We start from the raw sequence: 17,097 nt of genomic DNA, 5'->3' as shown, positions 1-17,097 counted from the left end.
CAAAACTCTCTAGCTCGTAATCTCCGTCAGCAAAGGTCCAACCTCCACCGTCGCCTCGCCCAGCATCGCCTGGATGCGATTCCGGCCCGCATGCTTCGCCGCATACAGCGCCTGGTCCGCGCTGATGATCAGGTGTTCTGCAGAGGTACCGGACTCAGCCGCCACGCCAAAGCTGCACGTCACGTCGATCGACCCCGCATCCACACATGTCGGCTCGTTCGCAATCGCATAACGAAACTCTTCCGCCCTCTGCAACCCATCCGCCAGCGTACAGCCCGGCAGCACCACCAGGAACTCCTCGCCCCCGTAGCGCCCCGCAGAATCATACGGACGGATCAGCCCGTTGATCCTGGCCGCAACCTCCTCCAGCACGCAATCGCCCGCCACATGGCCCAGCGTATCGTTCACTCGCTTGAAGTGGTCCACGTCCACCATCAGTACGCACACAGACCCGCTGTCACGCCTCGCCCGGTCAACCTCTCGCGTCAGGATCTCCAGAATCGCTCTGCGATTCCACAGCCGCGTCAGCCCATCCTTCGTCGCCTGCTCATGCAGCGCGTCATGAGCCGAAGCAGCCGCCTGCAGCGCCTCCTGCAACTCCTTCGTCCGCGAACTCACCCGCGTCTCCAGCGTCTGATTCCGTCTCACCAGGAACCGGATGCGGATGCGGTACATCAGCGCCCCCAGCAGCAGCGCGCTCAACCAGCAACACAGTTGGAAGATCGTCGTCTGCCAGAAGTGCGGCGTGATCGTCAGCGGCAGCACCGCCGTGTAGCCGTTCCACTCCCCGTTCTGATTGCCCGCCTGCACCTCAAACTGATACTTGCCCGGGTCGATCCGCGTGTAGTACGCCTCGCGCCGGTCGCCCACATCCACCCAGTCCTGGTCGAATCCCTTCAGCCGATAGCGAAACCGCACCTGCTCCGGAGCCACGAAATCCGGCGCCGTGAACTTGATCTCCACATCGCCCGTGCCCAGTCCGATCGGCTCGCCAACATCGAAAACCGCCGGCCGCCGGTTGAACAGCACATGCTCCACAAACGGCAGCGGCGTACTCTTCACCGTCTCGCTGTGCGCCGGGTCGATCATCACCAGGCCAGCCGTCGTCGCAAACCAGATCCGGTTCTCCACGTCCCGCCACACGGATGGATTCGCCCCAAAGTTACATTCGGCTGACCGCATCCCGTCCGCCGTCCCATACATGATGCTGTGGATCGAACTCACACGCCCCTCCGCGTAGTCGTTCAACTCCTTCTTGCTCACCCGGAAGATGCCCTTGTTGCACGTCATCCATAGGTTCCCCAGGCTGTCCTCCACAATCGCGCCCACCGTCAGGTTAGCCAGTCCCTGCTCAACGGAGTATGTCGTGATCCGCCCATTCTTGATCCGGTTCAACCCGCCCGGAGAGGTACCCGCCCACACCACGCCCTCTTTGTCCACGTACACGGCCTGGGAAAAGTCGCTCAACAGACCGTCCTGCTTCGTCAGCGTCTGCAGCACCTTTCCATCGCGAACATGGCTGATCCCGCCATGATCCGTCCCCAGCCACATCGATCCATCGGCCGCGAAAGAAGCGGTATTGAGCAGCCCCGGGATCGCATAATGCGTAAACGTCCCCAGGTGATAGCGCACCAGGCCGTCGTTCTCGTAGTACCCCAGCCACATATCGCCGTCCGGAGCATCCATGATCATCTGCAGCCGTCCTTCGCTGCCCGCCGGATCGCGAAAGTTCTCGATCTTGCCGTCCTTCAAATGGCTCAGGATGCCATGCTCCGTGCCGATCCACAGACTGCCGTCCAGACCCTCATGCAGCGCAAAGACCGTGCCCCCCGGCAGACCTTCTTTCAGCCCATAAACCTGAACGCTGCCGTCTTTGAAGATGTGGTCCAGACCCTTGCTGTCCGTACCCGCCCAGAAGCTTCCGTCCCGCGCCTGCAGTACGCTCCACACCATGTTCTCGGACAGCCCCTCCTGCACTCCGAAGCTCGTGAACAGTCCATCCCTCAACTCCAGGACGCCGCCTTCTCCCAGGCCCACCCACAGATGGCCCAGGTGATCCTCAAACAACTGCGCCACATCGTCGTTCGGCAGGCCCTGCTGCACGGTGTACCGCTCCAGCTTGCCGTCCCGCAGCGTCGCCATTCCGCTATGCTCAAATCCGATCCAGAGATGATCGTTGTGATCCACCAGCAGTGAAGAGATCCGCGCATGAGGAGGCATCATCGCCTCCGGCCAGTTCTGAAGCAGCTTGCCGTTCCAGTGCGACAATCCCTCAGTCGACCCGATCCACAACGATTGGTCCTGCCCCACCGCAAGGCCTTGAATCGAAGCCCCCGGTGCGCCGTCCTTCGCTCCAAACGCCTCGACCTTGCCGCCCTTGCGACGGAAAAGACCCTTCTCCGTCCCAAACCACAGGCTACCGTCTCTCGTCTCCACGATGCTCTGCACGCTCGCGCTCGGAAGACCGTCCTGAGCCGTGAAAAAATGCACGACATCGTGATCCACGGAGTAAAGCCCCCGTCCCGTCCCCACCCAGATCCGCCCGTCCTGCGCCTCATGAATCGTATTGATCGGAGACTGCGCGGAAAGCACCGTATGGAACGCACCATGCTGCATATGCGTCAGGTTGCTCCGCGTCCCGATCCACAGACTGCCGTCGCGGCTTGAAGCCATCGTCTTCACGAACGCATCCCGGAAGTCCCGATTATGGCTTGCGTCGAACACTGTCGTCGTCAACCCGTCGAAGCGCCCCAGCCCCTCCTGCGTCCCGAACCACATATACCCGTCAGTTGTCTGCGCCACCGCGTCCACGGAGTTCTGCGGCAGCCCATTGCGGTCCGTCAGCGTCATCTGCACGTACTGCGTCAGTTGCTTGCGGTCGTCCAGCGCAGAGCAACGCATCGGGGCGAGCGCCCCCAGGACCGCCAGCAGGGCCATAAGCCCCCATGTCCCCGGAAATAGAGCGCGCCCTTCGGTACGAGCCCGGTCAATCGTTTGCTCAACGTCGTTGCGAGTCTGTCGAGGCCGGCCAAAAATCTGCAACGCGACACATAGTCTTCCGTGCTCACGCTTCGCCATTCGACGGGCCCCCTTCCTCACACTCGACGCCTCTTCATTCACGCCGGAAAGTTATAAAAAAATCTGCTTCCCTATGGGTATAGGGCTTCCCCAACAACCTGTACATCCCACTGTGGCGTTATATTCCTGAGAATCGCTGTAGCAAATGGCACACCGGGGGTAACTACCCCGCATCACTTGAACGCTTCGATACGCTTCATACCTCAGTAAGATCGGCCCATCCACACGCTTCATCACAAGTGGAAGCAAACGCATGGCATCTCGCGATCGCAGATGCCGCCCTCCGGATTCGTTCCCGTAGAGCAACGGCACAATCTTCGCCTGTTTCAACCGAACTCAAGTATCGCGTCCCAAAGCCGCCCGCACCATCACCCCTTCGGGTCACAGCCCACCCAGGCTCACTCTGAAAATTCATCCGCCACAAGATCCATCCCAGGAGAAAGGATAAGCAAAGGAAATCAAGAAGAAAAAGGATCAAAGGATCAAAATAAGCAAAGCCACGTCTCGATCCGCCCTGATCGCTCTTATCCCTTTTTATCCCCGTAATCTTTGCCCTTGTCCTTAGCTCCGGGCCGGCTCTCTTCGTCGATCCGTTTCACCAGCCTCTTCCGCACCGTCTCGATATGATCCCGCATACACCGCTGGGCTTTCTTCTTGTCCCCGGACTCCAGCGCCTCCACGATCGCCGCATGAGCCGCCGGCGCCGTGCTGGAGGAAAGGTCGTAGCTCTTGCTCCGGCACAGCCAGATCTTGTTCTGCACATTCCGCAGCGTGCCCCCCAGCTCCTCATTACCCGTCGCCTGCGCAATCAGGGCGTGGAACCGGTTGTCTTCTTCAATGTGCTTGACCTTGTCATGCGACTGGAGACCCTGCTTCATGTCGTCCACGCTCTGCCACAAAGCCTGAAGCAGCTCCGGCGTCACCTTCGCCTTGGCCACCGCGTGAGCCTCCAACACTCCTCGCAGGTCATACAGGTCGTTCACATCCTGCGCCGTGAACTGCCGCAGGTAAGCCCCGCGGCGCGATTCGATCCGGATCAGGCCTTCGCCCTGCAGCGTATTCAAAGCCTCCCGCACCGGAGACTTGCTGATGCCAAGCTGGCTCGCCAGCATGTCCTCCGTCAGACGCTGGTGCCACTCGACCTTGCCTTCGAGCATCGAGCGTTTGATCGACAGATAAGCCAGTTCAGTCAGGTTAGGGAGCGGATCCAGCTTTTCGACCAATCGAGCCTCACAGCAGGGGAATCTGCCAAGTGTAGCGCACGCCCCGCAGACACCACGATTTGTGGTGCGCCACCACGCATTTGTGGTAACGAATCTGCTAGGTAGAAAACGGGTCCGTGAGCGAATTGCTCTGTGGAGTCAACAACTTGGCTCCATCTTCCGTAATCACCATGTCATCCTCCAACCGCACCCCAAACTCACCCGGGAGATAGATTCCGGGCTCATCCGAAAAAGTCATGTTCGCCTTGATAACAGTGGAGTTACCTCGCACCAGATACGTCCACTCATGCATATCCATCCCGATCCCGTGCCCCACCCGATGCAGAAAGTTCTTGTAATCCGGCCCGAATCCCGCATCCGTAATGACCTTACGTGCCGCAGAATCAACAACTTGCGCCTCAATCCCAGGCCGCGCCGTAGCCACCGCCGCAGCCTGCGCCTTGTGTACCACCTCAAACACCTTCAGCATCCGGTCCGTAGGCTTCCCATACACGAAAGTCCTTGATAAATCAGAGTAATAGCCCTCCGCAGTGCATCCGTCGTCAATCAAAACGATCTCATTTTCCTTGATAATCTGCGGTGTCAAAGACCCATGCGGCAAAGCCGAGTAGATTCCCGTCTGACAGCTCGCATCTCCTTGAAAACCAACGCGTTGATACGCCGCGGCACACAGATTGGAAAAGTCCCGCGTGGTCATTCCTGGATGTGCTGCTGTGAAGACTGCCTCGTAAACCTGTAGCGTGACAGAACTTGCGAGCCGCATCAACGCCAATTCCGCGGGCGATTTGATTTCGCGACAACCCGCAGTCACCGCGGTGGCATCCACCAGCTTGAGGTGGGGGTTGGCCTTGGCTATCTCACTGGCGTAGATGTAGGGGGTCTTCTCCTCTATGCCTAAGGTGCCGGTGCCGCCTAAACCCTTCCCTACCAGCGCGGAGGGGCTCTCGTGTTCCTGCCAGGTGTAGATGCGGGTGGACTTGCCTCCGGGGACGGAGTCCATGCGCTCCATCATGCGGTCCTTCTCGAAGGCGGGGCAGACGATGAAGGCCTCGCCCTTGCGCGGCAGGATGAAGGCGAAGAGGCGTTCTGAATTTCCGGAGCGGATTCCGGTGAAGTAGAGGAGGGAGGTGCCACCCACCAGGAGGATTGCGTCCATTCCGTTCTGGGCCATGAGTTCCTGGGCGCGGGCGAAGCGGTGTTCGCGTTCCGCCAAGGTGATCGGGATGGCTTCGCTTTTGCGGTTCTTGAGGGCGGCTATGGCGGGGGGGAGGGGGCCAGATTCGGCGGGTGCGGTTCGCTGGGCCTGGGCGAGGGGTGCTAGGGTCAGTGCGGCGGAGGTCTGGAGGAAGTGGCGACGGTCCAATTTAGCTCCTGGACGGAGGCCTTTGGGGTATGCCCCACCCCCGTCGAATTGATCTAAAGTCTTGATTCGATTGGGGTTAGATCTGGATATGGTTGCCAAGATCTTCATTCTAAAGGACTTAGCGTTTAGGCGCAGCAAATAATGGACTTACGGGCGACGCCGGCAAGTTCTTAATTTTCTCTGTACTTCTATTATTCACTATTTGCAGGGGTAAATACCCCATCTTTATTCCTCATGGAATGAGTGACTTAGGTCGTTTTGGGGCTTGACACGCGAATTTGCTGAGGTTTTTGAAGAAATTATTTTCAGGCGATCAGTTCGGCGTTTGTTATCAGTGGGTTGGGCTGGGCCTCGGCTACGAGCTGAAGGAGGAGGACAGTGATGTTGTCCGTGCCTCCGCGCTCCTTGGCGACTGCGATCATATTCCGGGCGGAGGATTCGAGGTCGCAGGCTCCGATTATGAGGCCGAGTTCCTTCTGCTCGATGTAGCGGGTGAGGCCGTCTGAGGCGAGGAGGACGATGTCTCCGGGGGTGAGGTCGGCGGAGAAGAAGTCGGGATCTACGGCGGCGGAGACGCCGATGGCGCGGGTGATGACCGATTGCATGCCCTTAAGGTCCACGCTGCCCGCGTCCTCCACTTTCACGACGCCGGTGCGGATGAGCTCGTTGATGTAGGAGTGGTCGACGGTGATCTGCATGCACTGGTGGCCCTGAATGAGGTAGGCGCGGCTATCCCCGACGTTGCCGATGAAGAGTTTTGAGTCTTCAATGCAGGCGGCGACGAGGGTGGTTCCCATGCCTTTGTGGGCGGGCTGGAGTCCGACCTCGTGGACGGCTGAGTTGGCGGCGACGATGGCCTGGTTCAGGATGGCCTCAATGGGTGTCGCGGGGGCTGCATCCGAGACGACCTGGAGGAAGGTGGAGACGGCCATCTGGCTGGCGACCTCTCCGCTGGCCATCCCGCCCATGCCGTCACAGACGACGTAGACCTGGCGGTCTGGATCGTAACCGAAGGAGTCTTCGTTGTTGGTGCGGACGCACCCGACGTCACTGAGGGCGGCAACTTCTACCTTGTTTGGCACTTTAGAACTCCCTTGAGGCAGTGAAAAAGCAGTGATGGTGCAGTGGTACGGTAGTGACGGTTCAGTAGGAACGCGGGCCTATTTGGTGACGGTGGAGACACAGTGCATGGAGTGGCGCATGTAGTCGGGGTTGAGGAGTTTTGCGCCGTTTTCGTCGAGATCGAAGTTATAGATGATGTCGACGCCGGTCTGGGATTTTTCTGTGATGCCGTTGTTCTGGAAGATGTATTCGAGCTTGTTGGGCGCGGGGTGCTTGGCGGCGTAGGCGAAGTGGAAGATGGACCAGGGGCCGAAGCTGTTCTTGGTCTGGCCGGAGCCGGCGAGCTTGACCGAGCCCTGCACACGATACTGCCAGGTGATGTGGCTGGAGGTGCCGACGGTGGAGTAGGAGGTGCCGTCCACATCCAGCGTGGCCGCAGTGAGGCTGGGGGTAGCTTCCTGGGTGATGGAGAAGTTGAGGCTCGGGGTGGTGGCGCCGTTGGGGAGCAGAATGGCGGCGACCGACTTGGTGGCGTTGAGGAAGTTGAGCAGGGCCGGGTTGACCTGCGTGCCGGGGACGGCGCTGTAGAGGGTGCCGTTATAGGCGATGAACTTGGACTGACTGGCGACGAAGACGCCGATGGGTCCGGTGGGGCTGAAGAAGGTTGCGACCTCTTCCGGGGTGGCGTCGAGCTTGGCGTCGGGGTTGAAGGGGAACTTGTCCAGGACGGTCTTGGCGGCGGCGCAGAAGTCTCCGCCTTCCTTGTTGGCTGCCTTGCCGCCAGCCTTGCCGGCGATGCCGCCGACATAGGTAATGGGTTCGCGGAGGAGACGTTCCGCGCTGGTGTCTACAACTCCGGCGGGATCGAAGCTGCCACGCATGCCGTTGACGGCTGTTTCCGCCGTTCCGGCGGCGCTGTTGACTCCGCTGGGGTCCGGGGTGCCGGGGGCGGAGATCATCTGGCGGAGGGCCTGCTCGATGGCGGTGAGCTTTTCCGTGTAGCCGGAGTTGGTGGGTGCGGTATCCGTCTTCACGATCGCCTGCGGCATCTGGAAGGGCTGGCTGAAGGCGGGGATGCTGACGGAGGTGTTGCGCGAGACGAGACCGAGGACCTGAAGGACCGGTGAGGCGGGCCCATCAAGCTCATGGAGGCGGTTGGCAGCGTCTTCCAGGCCGCCGAAGCCGTTGACCTGAGAGGTCTTGATGAAGGTGCGCCAAGCACCGAGGAAGTCGGTCTGGTAACGCTCGGAGAGCTGGTCACGGAGGTGGCCGCGATCGATGGGCGCGGTGACTGGTCCGGTGACCCACTCTTCTCCGGAGAGGTACTGATCCGGGTGGTTGATGGCGTCCTGCATGAAGGTGAAGCCATCCTTGGAGAAGGAGCCGTCAACGATGGTGGGTGCGCTGACGATGCGGACGGAGCCGGGGTAGAGCTTCTTGAACTCGATGGGCTGGAACTTGCGGTCGGCGGCGGCCTTCATGCTGAGGTAGACATGATCCATGCCGGCAAAGGAGTTGAGATAGCCGCGGGTGTTGGCGATGAGGGTCTGGTCGGGTTTGCCGCCGAGGCGGGCGAGGCAGGAGTTGGGCTCAGGGAGGACGCCGGCGTAGTACTCGAACTGATTTTCAGCGAGCGCTCCGGTTTCGGCGGTGACGGAGCGGGCGGCGACCCACTCTGAGAAGAGGACGGGCGGTAGGAAGTCCGTGGTGCTCTTGTCCGGGTTGGAGGTGGTGATGAGCCATGCCTTGAGGGGCTTGTATGTAGCCTGATACTCGTCCGTGGGGAGCGCTTTGACGGGCAGGGCGGCGAGCTTGGTAGTGATGTTGTTCTGGGTCTGGGTGAGGAGAAGTTTGTTGAAGCGGTCACCCCAGGCATGACAGGCGGCGATGTGGATGTCCTCGCCGCGATAGATGCCCCAGCGATCCATGAGGGGCGCGCCGTCCTTGTGGTAGCCGTCGAGTTCAACGAGGACCTGGCGGAGTTCTTCGAGAGACTGCAGGTCAGCGACGGAGGCTACGTCGGATTTGCCGACGGGATGGATGTCACGGGTGGCGGCCGCAGCGCGATTTTCCAGACTGCGGTTGTTGAAGAAGGAGATGGTGAGGAGGACGAGGTAGACGGCGAAGAGAGCGCAGACGCAGGCGGCGAGGAAGCGCTTTACACCGGAGACACGGGTGCTGGAGCGACTGGATTCGAGCGCGGTCTTGTCCGTGAGGACGAGGCGGGAGAAGAAGTACGGCAGGAAGACCCACTGGGCTACCTTGCGGGTTGAGGAGGAGCGGACGGGTGTGGGCGCGGCCTGCTGCTGCATGGCGGCGATGGAGAAGATCTTGGTGGCGCCGGCGTTGGGATCGACAATGGGTGCTGAATGCTGTGCGCCGACGGAGAGGACGTCCTCCACGATGTGGGCGCGCATGCCTGAGAAGAAGAAACCGCGCAGGTAGGGGTTGACGCCGATCTGGGTGGGGCGTGCGACCTCTACGAGGAAGTCCACGATGCCGGGGCGGATCTTGCGGAGGTCGCGTGGGAACTCATACGAGCGGGCGAGGGTTTGGGGTTGGCCGCCGCGTGCGAGGAGCTCGAGGCGGAACTCCGAGAGCAGGTAGGCGACCTCGTCGAAGCGCTGGCCGATTTGCTGGGCGGCGCGATCTGCATAGAGGCCAGCACCTGCGGCACCGGTTTCAGCGAGCATGGAGCCGAGGGGCGTGGTGACTTCGGCTTCGGTGAGATTGGCTGCGTACTCTGCGAAGGCGGTGACGGTGTCCAGCTTGGTGAAGAGGACGTAGACGGGGAGAGAGATGCCGAGGGATTGCGAGATCTGGCGGAGGCGCTCGTTCATGGACTGAGCGAGGGCGCGAATCTGCTCCGAGGTGCTGGGGGCGAGGATGCGCTCGATGGAGACGCAGAGGACAACGGCGCGGGTGGGCTGGAGGGCGGATTTGGAGAGGGCTGCGGAGACCTTGCCGGGAGCGGTGAGCTTGACGAGGCGCTGCCAGAGACCGGGCTGGCGGAGGAGTGCGCCGGAGGCCTCTACGACGGCCGCGGAGCCGGTGAGCCAGATGTTGATGCTCTGGGTGGGGACGATGGATTGATCGCGGTAGACCTGGCCGGCGAGGAGTTCGGGGTCGAGGCCGGACTGGAGGATGGTCTGGGTTTTGGCGGAGTTTTCGTCGCCGATGACGTAGATGAGGGGAAGCTGGGCGAGGGACTTGATGCCGGGGCGATTGGCCTGCTTGAGCTTGTTGTCTGCGTCCTTGATGAGTGAGTCAAGGTTGGACTGATCGGCTGCGTTGGCGGGTTCGCCGGCGGGGGAGATCTTGTTGAGGTACCAGATGATGACGGCGCAGGCGGCGGCTCCGAGGAGGCCAAGGATGACGATGAAGAGGACGGTGCGCTGGGTGGGGAGATGCAGGAGGAAGCCTACGCCGATGACGAGGGCGAGATAGAGGACGAAGCCGAGGACGACGAGCCAGATGCGTTTCACAGGGAGAGCCTCGTAAAGGGAGTGAAGAGGGCAGCGCTGCGAATGCTGCCGAGGCCGGAGCCGAGGGTGAGGGTGTAGACGGCGAAGAGCACGATGGTCAACACGATGAGGCAGGCGGCGGCGAGATACAGGGAGGTGAGCCACTTATCGCGTTTGGCGACGATTTTGACCTCTGGTACGGCACTGAGGCGGGCGAGGGCGAGCGGGCCACGGATGCGGATGATCTTGTCGCGGATGCGGGACAGAATACCGCTTATCTCGCCGCCTTCGCCGAAGGCGTACTTGCCACGATAGCCAAGGAGGAGGCAGATGGCGTGGAGCTCGAGGGTGTCGGCGACTTCCGTGGATTCGGGGGCGTTGAGGAGGTCTGCGACCTGGCGGAAGAAGGTCTCGCCGGCGAAGTGGCCGCCGAACATCTCTTCCTGGAGAGGGCGGCGGGACCAATCGGCGAAGACGGGGTCCTGGGAGTTGAGGACACTTTCATCGAGGAAACCGATGATGGCGTAGAGGGCCATGTGGCTGGTGGCATCGGAGTAACCGAGAGAGCGGACCTCCTGGACGGAGGCCGCGATCATCTTGCGGATAGAGACGCGGAAGGCTGCGGCGTCGGGGATTCGCTGGGCTCCGTAACGCATGCGGAGGACGACGGTGATGACGTCCTGGAAGGAGAGGGCGAGTGAGTTGGTGCGGGCGGCGGGTGGGGCCTGCGGAATAGTGGCGGCGGTGCTCATGCGTTGGCCTCAAGGATGACGGTGATTTCAAAGACGGCGTCGCGGATGTCACCGGGCACATAGATGCCGACGCGCTTGGTCTGGAGGATGTGCTGCCAGCAGGCTCCGGCGGAGCTGATGCTGAAGTAGTGCATGTCCGCCTCAGCCGACATGGAGGAGGGAGGGACAGAGAGGTGGAGGAGCTCGAGTCCGGGGAGGGCGCGCTGGACGAGCTTGGTGACGCCTTCGGCGGAGCAGATCTTGACGAGGTGCGGGGTAAGGCGGAGGAGGTCGGACTCGGCGAGCGAGGACCGGATGCCGAAGATCCAGCGGGCGCGGCGGAAGCAACGCTCGTCGTTGACGTTGGCGACGAAGACGTAGGGCTCGGACTTGGTGAAGTCGAGGGTGAGGGTGTTGGAGGGGACGACGATCTCAAGATGGCGGCGGATGTGGGCGTCGAGGGCGTGGAAGACGGACTGGAGATGGAGGTGGGAGTAGGGGGGGATGTCGGATGGATTGGACTCGAGCGAAAAGGTGCAGAGGGCGCCGGAGAGGCGGACGAGATCGAGGTAGAGCTCCTCGGGGTGGCTGTGCTTGGCGTCGAGATGCTGCTGGAGGGATGGGATGGCGGAGCAGAGGGCGTGGAGGAACCAGTAGTTGGCGACGTCGAGGGAGGAGCTGCCGATCTCGAACTGGCCTTCACGCTTTTTGCCGCGGGAGACGGTCTTGATGCGCTCGTTGAGGGTTTCAATGAGGCGCTTGAGGAGGGTGAGGAGGTTCTCGTTGGCGGAGATGCGGAGGGCGGGAGGGATGAAGTCGGGATCGACGGCGAAGCCGCCTTTGCCATCGCGGAAGATGCGGGCAAGGGGGAAGGAGATAGCGTCGGGGGTGAGCTGGGCCTGGCTGACGAGGGTGAGATTTTTATTGCCGAAGGCTACGGTGTACTCGTCCTGGCCGCTGGTGTCGTCGGTGATGGTGCGGTCGGCGGAGGAGTAGCGGGCGGCGTTGGATTTCAGGGTGGCGGTGTCGCAGTCGAGGCCGCGAGAGGAGCGCTTGGGGACGGTGAGGAAGAGGGTGATCTCGCTGTCGGTGGGGGAGAAGAGGTCTTTGAGGCTGACGGCGGGGGGTGCGGGATCGCTGTCGGGGATCTCGAAGACAAGGCCGTCCGGGAAGATGCCGGAGGCGTAACGGAGGACGACGTTGCCGTTGCGGATGGCTTCGGTGTCGAGGGAGAGGCTGATGAGGCCCCAGGGATTGCGGCGAAGGCCTGCTGAGAGGAACCAGAGGGAGTCTTCGAAATAGCGGCTCTGAGTCTGGAAGTGATGTGGGCCAAGATGCATTCCCTCCGACCAGACGACGCGAGAGAGGAACTTCATAGGGAGCGGTCCATAGTGTTTCTGACGTTCGGAGAACGGCGGCGGTTTAGGGGGTTTCAGGAGCGATGCCTGCGAGGAAAACAGGCTGAGACCAACAGGGGTAACTCGCCGCGTTTGAAGAGGCTGTAGCGCCATACTAGGAATCTTTGCCGGGGGTGTCAAGAAACATTCTCTGGATCGGATATCATCCTTCCACGCGGGGTACGCGCGACAGGGGATGAGTCCCGGAGAAGAGATTGATGGCGGATCCGAATTTCAAAAATGACAGCGAGATGAATCGGGCGCAGGCTTCGAGCGGCGGTGCGACGGATATCTTTGGGACGATCTCTTCGGACAGCGCACCGGGCGAGAAGGATGATGAGTTGGCACGGCTGCTGGGGCTCGCATCCGCGCCGCCGGTTGCTCAGGCTTCTGCGCCTGGGTGGGAGCCAGTTGCAACACCGGTGAAGGAGGCCGAGGCGGTTCGGCCGGCTGCGCCCATGGTTCACGAGGTGACGTTCAAGGAAGACAACACGGCTGCACAGGATGGATCTGAGGCGCTGAAGAACCTGCTGCGGAACTCTCCTCCGGCTGCTCCTGTTGCCCCTGTTGCGCCGGCACCGGTCGCTCCTCCTCCACCGCCCGCCGCGCCGCTTGTGCCGAACAGCGGGTTCACACAACTGCTGAGGGCTTTGAACTATGACCAGCCACCGGCTACTGCACCGGTTGCTCCGCCTCCCTCCCCTGTTGCTGCTCCCCCTCCTGCCGCGCCTGCGGTGGAGTCGATCACGCAGTTGCTGCGGACGATCGACGAGCCTGTGGCTGAGGCCAAGCCGGTGGAGGCTGCACCGTTGAAGAAGGCGCAGGTGACGTCATTCCGGGGGGCTCCTGCGACGGTGGGTGCGCCGGCACCTGAGGGTGTGGCGGCTCCGCCTGCCGCTCCAGTTGCTCCAGTGAGCCAGCCGGGGTCGTTTACGCAGTTGTTCAATACGCTCGACTTTGCACCTCCGGCGCCTGCTGCTCCGGTGGCCCCGCCTGCTCCAGTTCTACCGCCGGTGGCAGTTGAAACCGTAGCGCCCTATGTAGCTCCAGAGACAGCGCCACCGGTGATTGCGGCGCCTATGGCGGCACCTGCGGCTGCAAGTCCGGGTTCTTTTACGCAAATGTTCCAGGCGCTCGATACGTCGCCTGCTGCGCCTCCTGTTGTGGAGACACAGGCTGCTGCGCCGGCACCCGCGCCGGTTGCTGCCGAGGCCGGTCCGGGATCGTTTACGCGGATCTTCAATACGCTGGATATGCCGCTGCCGAGCTCAGAGCAGCTTGCTCCGAAGGCGAGCGAGCCGGGATCGTTCAGTCGGCCGGCCCAAGTGCCAGAGGCTCCGCCGGGCTCTCCAAGTCCGGGTTCGTTTACGCAGATGTTCCAGGCGCTCGATGCGGCTCCTGCTGCGTCTACTCCCATCCCAGCGCCTCCTGCGGAGCCGGTACGGGCTCCTGTGGTTGCCGCGCCGTCTGAGCCTGCGGCGGCTGCGCCGAAGGCGAGCGAGCCGGGATCGTTTACGCAGATGTTCAATGCTTCCACGATGTCACCGCAGAGTGCGCCGCAGCATGAAGCGCCACGCTATACTCCGGAGCCTGTGGCTGCCGCACCGAAGTCTGAACCGGGATCGTTCACGCAGATGTTTAGTGCGCTTTCAGAGCCTGAGACAAAGCCTGCTCTGCCTGAGGCTCGGGGATATGTGGCTGCTCCTCCCCCTCCGGCGGCTCCGCCTGCGCCACCGGCCGCTGCGAGTGACGGGACGTTTACGCAGTTGTTCCGGACGCTCGATTCAGAGCCTGCGGAGAGCAAGCCGGCGGTGAGTCAGCCTGTGCGTCAGGAGGCTGCGGGCGGCGATCCGTTTGGGAGTCCCGATCCATACTCGAGACCGAGTGTGGCTCCACCGGCCAGCTCCGATGCGGGGATGGGAGCCTCGCAGATGTTCTCCACGTATGCGGAGCCGCAGGCGAGACGGCCTGAGACTGTTGCGCCTCCTGCGAGGGATATGGGGTACAGCCAGCCCAAGCCTCCGCCGCAGGCTCCTCCTGCGGGGAGCGGAGGCTTGACGCAGTTGCTGCGGACGCTTGATCAGCCTGCACAGTCCAGCACGCCGAGTTCGGCGTGGGAGGCGCAGACTCCTAATGCACAAGGTTTTCCCCCTGCAGGTCTGCCTGCGGCGGGCTTTCCTCCGGCTGGACAGGCACCGATGTATACACCGCCGCCTGTGGCTCCGTCGGGTGCGGGCCCGAGTGAGTTCACGCGCATTGTGACGGCTTCCGCGCTGCGGGAGGCTGGGCTGCGCGGGCCGAGCGGCGGCGGCGCTCCTGCGGAGGCTCCGGCTGCGGCGGCTGGGGGTTCGCCGTTAGGAGTTACGTTCACGCCGCCTTCGATGTCCATGCCACACATGCCTGCCATGCCTTCAGCGGGTAGCGGGGCTGCGCCTCACTTCGCGCCGCCTGCCATGCCGGGGATGCCTGGTGCGAGTGGTGGAGGAGTTCACTTTACCGGGCCTGCCATGCCTTCTGCTCCTGCGGTGCCGCAGTTGAAGGCACCTGAGCTCAAGGTTGAGGCACCGGCTGCGGGGAAGATGCAGCAGATGCTCCCGCTGCTGCTGATCCTGGTGATCTTTCTGCTGGTGGCAATTCTGGTGGCTGTGGTGTTGCTGATGAAAAAGTGAAGCTATTGATACTAAGGAGTCGCCACTCGGTAGTCCTTATTTGCTTCACCCCAACTGCTACGGCTTGAACCCAACGCTCTCCCACAATGCCCCCGGCGCATACACTGCCCCGGCCGATACTGTCCGCCACACCTTGCGTGTGTTGTGAATGTCGGCCATCGGGTCCGCGTCGAGCAAGAGCACGTCCCCACGCTTGCCTACCTCCAACGATCCTGATTCTTTCTCCACTCCTACCGCGCGTGCCGTCTCGATCGTCGCCGACTGCAGCGCCTCCAGCGGCGTGAACCCAGCTTGCACATACAGTTCCATCTCGCGGTGCAGCGAGTACCCGGGGATCGCCTGGTCTGTGCCTGCAATGACGGGGATGCCCGCCGCATGCACGGCCCCGACCATCGCCGGAAAAAGACTCCATCGGTTATCCACCGCGTGGGCCCGAGCCGCCGGAGCAGCGGGCGAATTCAGTGCTGCATAGAGCTGCGGGGCCACGTGGTCCAGCCCCGGCTCTAACTCACTCATCGGTTTTGTGTGAATTTGCGTTTCAAACAGCGCAATGGTCGGATCGAGTACCGTGTGGTGCTGCTTCATCACGTCCAGCAGCTCTTTCGCCTTCGGCTGTGTGACGTCGAGGAAGACGTCTGCCGTGCGTATCGGCTTGCCATCCGGGCCAAGCGTGGGCTTTACCAGATAGGGGATGAGGTATTGAATATGGTTGATCTGGTCCATGCCATCATTGATACCTTCCACGGCGGTCATGCCATCCGGAATGTGCCCCGTCACCGTCATCCCTTGCGCATGCGCGGCTAAGCAGATGGCCTTCACAATCTCCGGCTGCACCGAACTGTAGATCTTGATCTGCTTTGCACCCGCGCCTTTGTATTTCGTAACGATCATCTGCGCCTGTTCGGGCGTATCGGCAATTACCACGCCGAGCGACCGTGCTCGTTTCCCGTCCTTGCCGCTGCCGTCGATGATGCCCGCGAACTCCAAATGCGGCCCGACCGCCGGATCTGCCTTGCGATCCAACTCATCATGCACCGTTGTGATGAAGTCGTATTCGTTGCCGACATCGCGAACGCTCGTCACACCTGCGGCGAGATAGATAGGACCCCACTCCACCTGCTCGTAGTGTGCATGGGCATCCCAAAGCCCCGGCACTGCAAATTTGCCGCGCGCATCGAGCACCGTCGCACCTCGCGGCACCTTAATTTTCCCTTTCGATCCTACCGCCGTAATTACACCGTCGCTCATCACAATCACCGAGTCCTTGACAGCAGCCACACCCGTGGAATCCTCAAGGGTTGCTCCCGTGATCACGAGCACCTTGGCGGGTCTCATGCGGGCCGAAGCGCTCAACGTCTTCAGTGCCGAAAGATTGTTCTTTACTCCAGCGGATATGAATGTGCTCAAATCGTTGGCAAACGCGTCGCGCAGCGCTTCGAAGTGATCGAATTCAGCATCGATCGACACCAGCGCAGCGAGGTCCTGCGCCTCATCCATCCACAGACTCTCCTGCCCCCAGATCAGTCCGCCAACGGTGTACCCATGCAACAAATGGCCTTCCACCGTGAGCTCTCCAGCAGGGAGGATGTGCACCGTCGCGCCTGATGGATACGCCGTGAACGCCGCCGGCTTCCCCTGCAGCAGCCACCACCGCATCATCTGCTCCTGCATCGCGACAGGCGAATAGCCATCGGTCATAAACCATGGCCCCTTCGGCGTCACCGAGGTCTTCTTGTCATTTGCACTGACCAGCAATGCTTCATCGGCAAGTGTCATCGTGTCATCCATCGGTGACAGTCGCGAAGACTTTCCCTTCGCCGCATAGCTCAGAGGTAGCATGTCCGCCGTATGCGCCGTGAAGGTCGTTTCCAGCGATACCGGTGTCGACCTGTCCGTAAACAAGAAGTGCGAGCGCAGCGTATACGTATCGCCGCTTGCAGCGATGCTGTACGTCTCTTTGCCTATGGGCTGCGCAAACTTGTGCAGCACAAATATGCCAGACGTAGCGGGCTGCTGCGCGAAGGTAAGCGATGCAGACATAAAGAGAAAGGCATAGATCAGGCGAAGAGAGCGCATGGTGTTCTCCTTTATGCAGCAAGAGCCGTGTGCA

General features: G+C 61.7%; 9 protein-coding genes. 1 reads left to right on the top strand and 8 read right to left on the bottom strand.

All coding sequences use genetic code 11. The annotated features are described in order from the left end of the window. Positions 1–9: 9 nt before the first annotated feature. The 7 genes from ACIX9_RS19005 to tssK all read right to left on the bottom strand — a co-directional run bounded on the left by ACIX9_RS19005 (position 10) and on the right by tssK (position 12,297). The gene (locus ACIX9_RS19005; protein WP_013572723.1) at positions 10–2,937 is read right to left on the bottom strand and encodes a diguanylate cyclase; all 2,928 of its coding nucleotides are present in this window, start codon (positions 2,935–2,937) and stop codon (positions 10–12) included. Positions 2,938–3,602: 665 nt separating this feature from the next. Next, on the bottom strand, positions 3,603–4,301 hold the full coding sequence (locus ACIX9_RS19000) for a GntR family transcriptional regulator (RefSeq protein ID WP_013572722.1): 699 nt from the start codon (positions 4,299–4,301) through the stop codon (positions 3,603–3,605). 97 nt (positions 4,302–4,398) lie between these two features. Then, complete coding sequence (locus ACIX9_RS18995; RefSeq protein ID WP_013572721.1) at positions 4,399–5,664, bottom strand: M24 family metallopeptidase; 1,266 nt, start codon at positions 5,662–5,664, stop codon at positions 4,399–4,401. Positions 5,665–5,969: 305 nt separating this feature from the next. Next, positions 5,970–6,746, bottom strand: a complete 777-nt coding sequence (locus ACIX9_RS18990) for a Stp1/IreP family PP2C-type Ser/Thr phosphatase (protein ID WP_013572720.1) — start codon at positions 6,744–6,746, stop codon at positions 5,970–5,972. Positions 6,747–6,824: 78 nt separating this feature from the next. Continuing rightward, positions 6,825–10,211: an ImcF-related family protein gene (locus ACIX9_RS18985; protein ID WP_013572719.1), complete on the bottom strand. Its 3,387-nt coding sequence runs from the start codon at positions 10,209–10,211 to the stop codon at positions 6,825–6,827. Then, complete coding sequence (locus ACIX9_RS18980; RefSeq protein WP_013572718.1) at positions 10,208–10,942, bottom strand: DotU family type IV/VI secretion system protein; 735 nt, start codon at positions 10,940–10,942, stop codon at positions 10,208–10,210. Before ACIX9_RS18980 ends, ACIX9_RS18985 begins: the two co-directional genes overlap by 4 nt. Beyond that, positions 10,939–12,297 carry a type VI secretion system baseplate subunit TssK gene (tssK, locus tag ACIX9_RS18975; RefSeq protein WP_013572717.1) on the bottom strand — a complete coding sequence of 453 codons (1,359 nt, stop codon included), beginning with the start codon at positions 12,295–12,297 and terminating at the stop codon, positions 10,939–10,941. Before tssK ends, ACIX9_RS18980 begins: the two co-directional genes overlap by 4 nt. Before the next feature lie 239 nt (positions 12,298–12,536). Between tssK and ACIX9_RS27465 the strand changes: the two genes are divergently transcribed. Further along, the gene (locus tag ACIX9_RS27465) at positions 12,537–14,987 is read left to right on the top strand and encodes a hypothetical protein (RefSeq protein WP_013572716.1); all 2,451 of its coding nucleotides are present in this window, start codon (positions 12,537–12,539) and stop codon (positions 14,985–14,987) included. A 57-nt stretch (positions 14,988–15,044) separates the two neighbouring features. Here ACIX9_RS27465 and ACIX9_RS18965 read toward each other — a convergent pair whose 3' ends face one another. Further along, a complete protein-coding gene (locus tag ACIX9_RS18965; RefSeq protein ID WP_013572715.1) occupies positions 15,045–17,063 on the bottom strand; it encodes an amidohydrolase family protein in 2,019 nt (672 codons plus the stop codon). Between the last annotated feature and the right edge of the window lie 34 nt (positions 17,064–17,097).

It is taken from the genome of Granulicella tundricola MP5ACTX9, assembly GCF_000178975.2.
Taxonomy (GTDB): Bacteria; Acidobacteriota; Terriglobia; order Terriglobales; family Acidobacteriaceae; genus Edaphobacter; species Edaphobacter tundricola.
The sequence above is the reverse complement of the archived record's forward strand: the minus strand, read 5'-3'. Positions and strand labels throughout refer to the sequence as shown.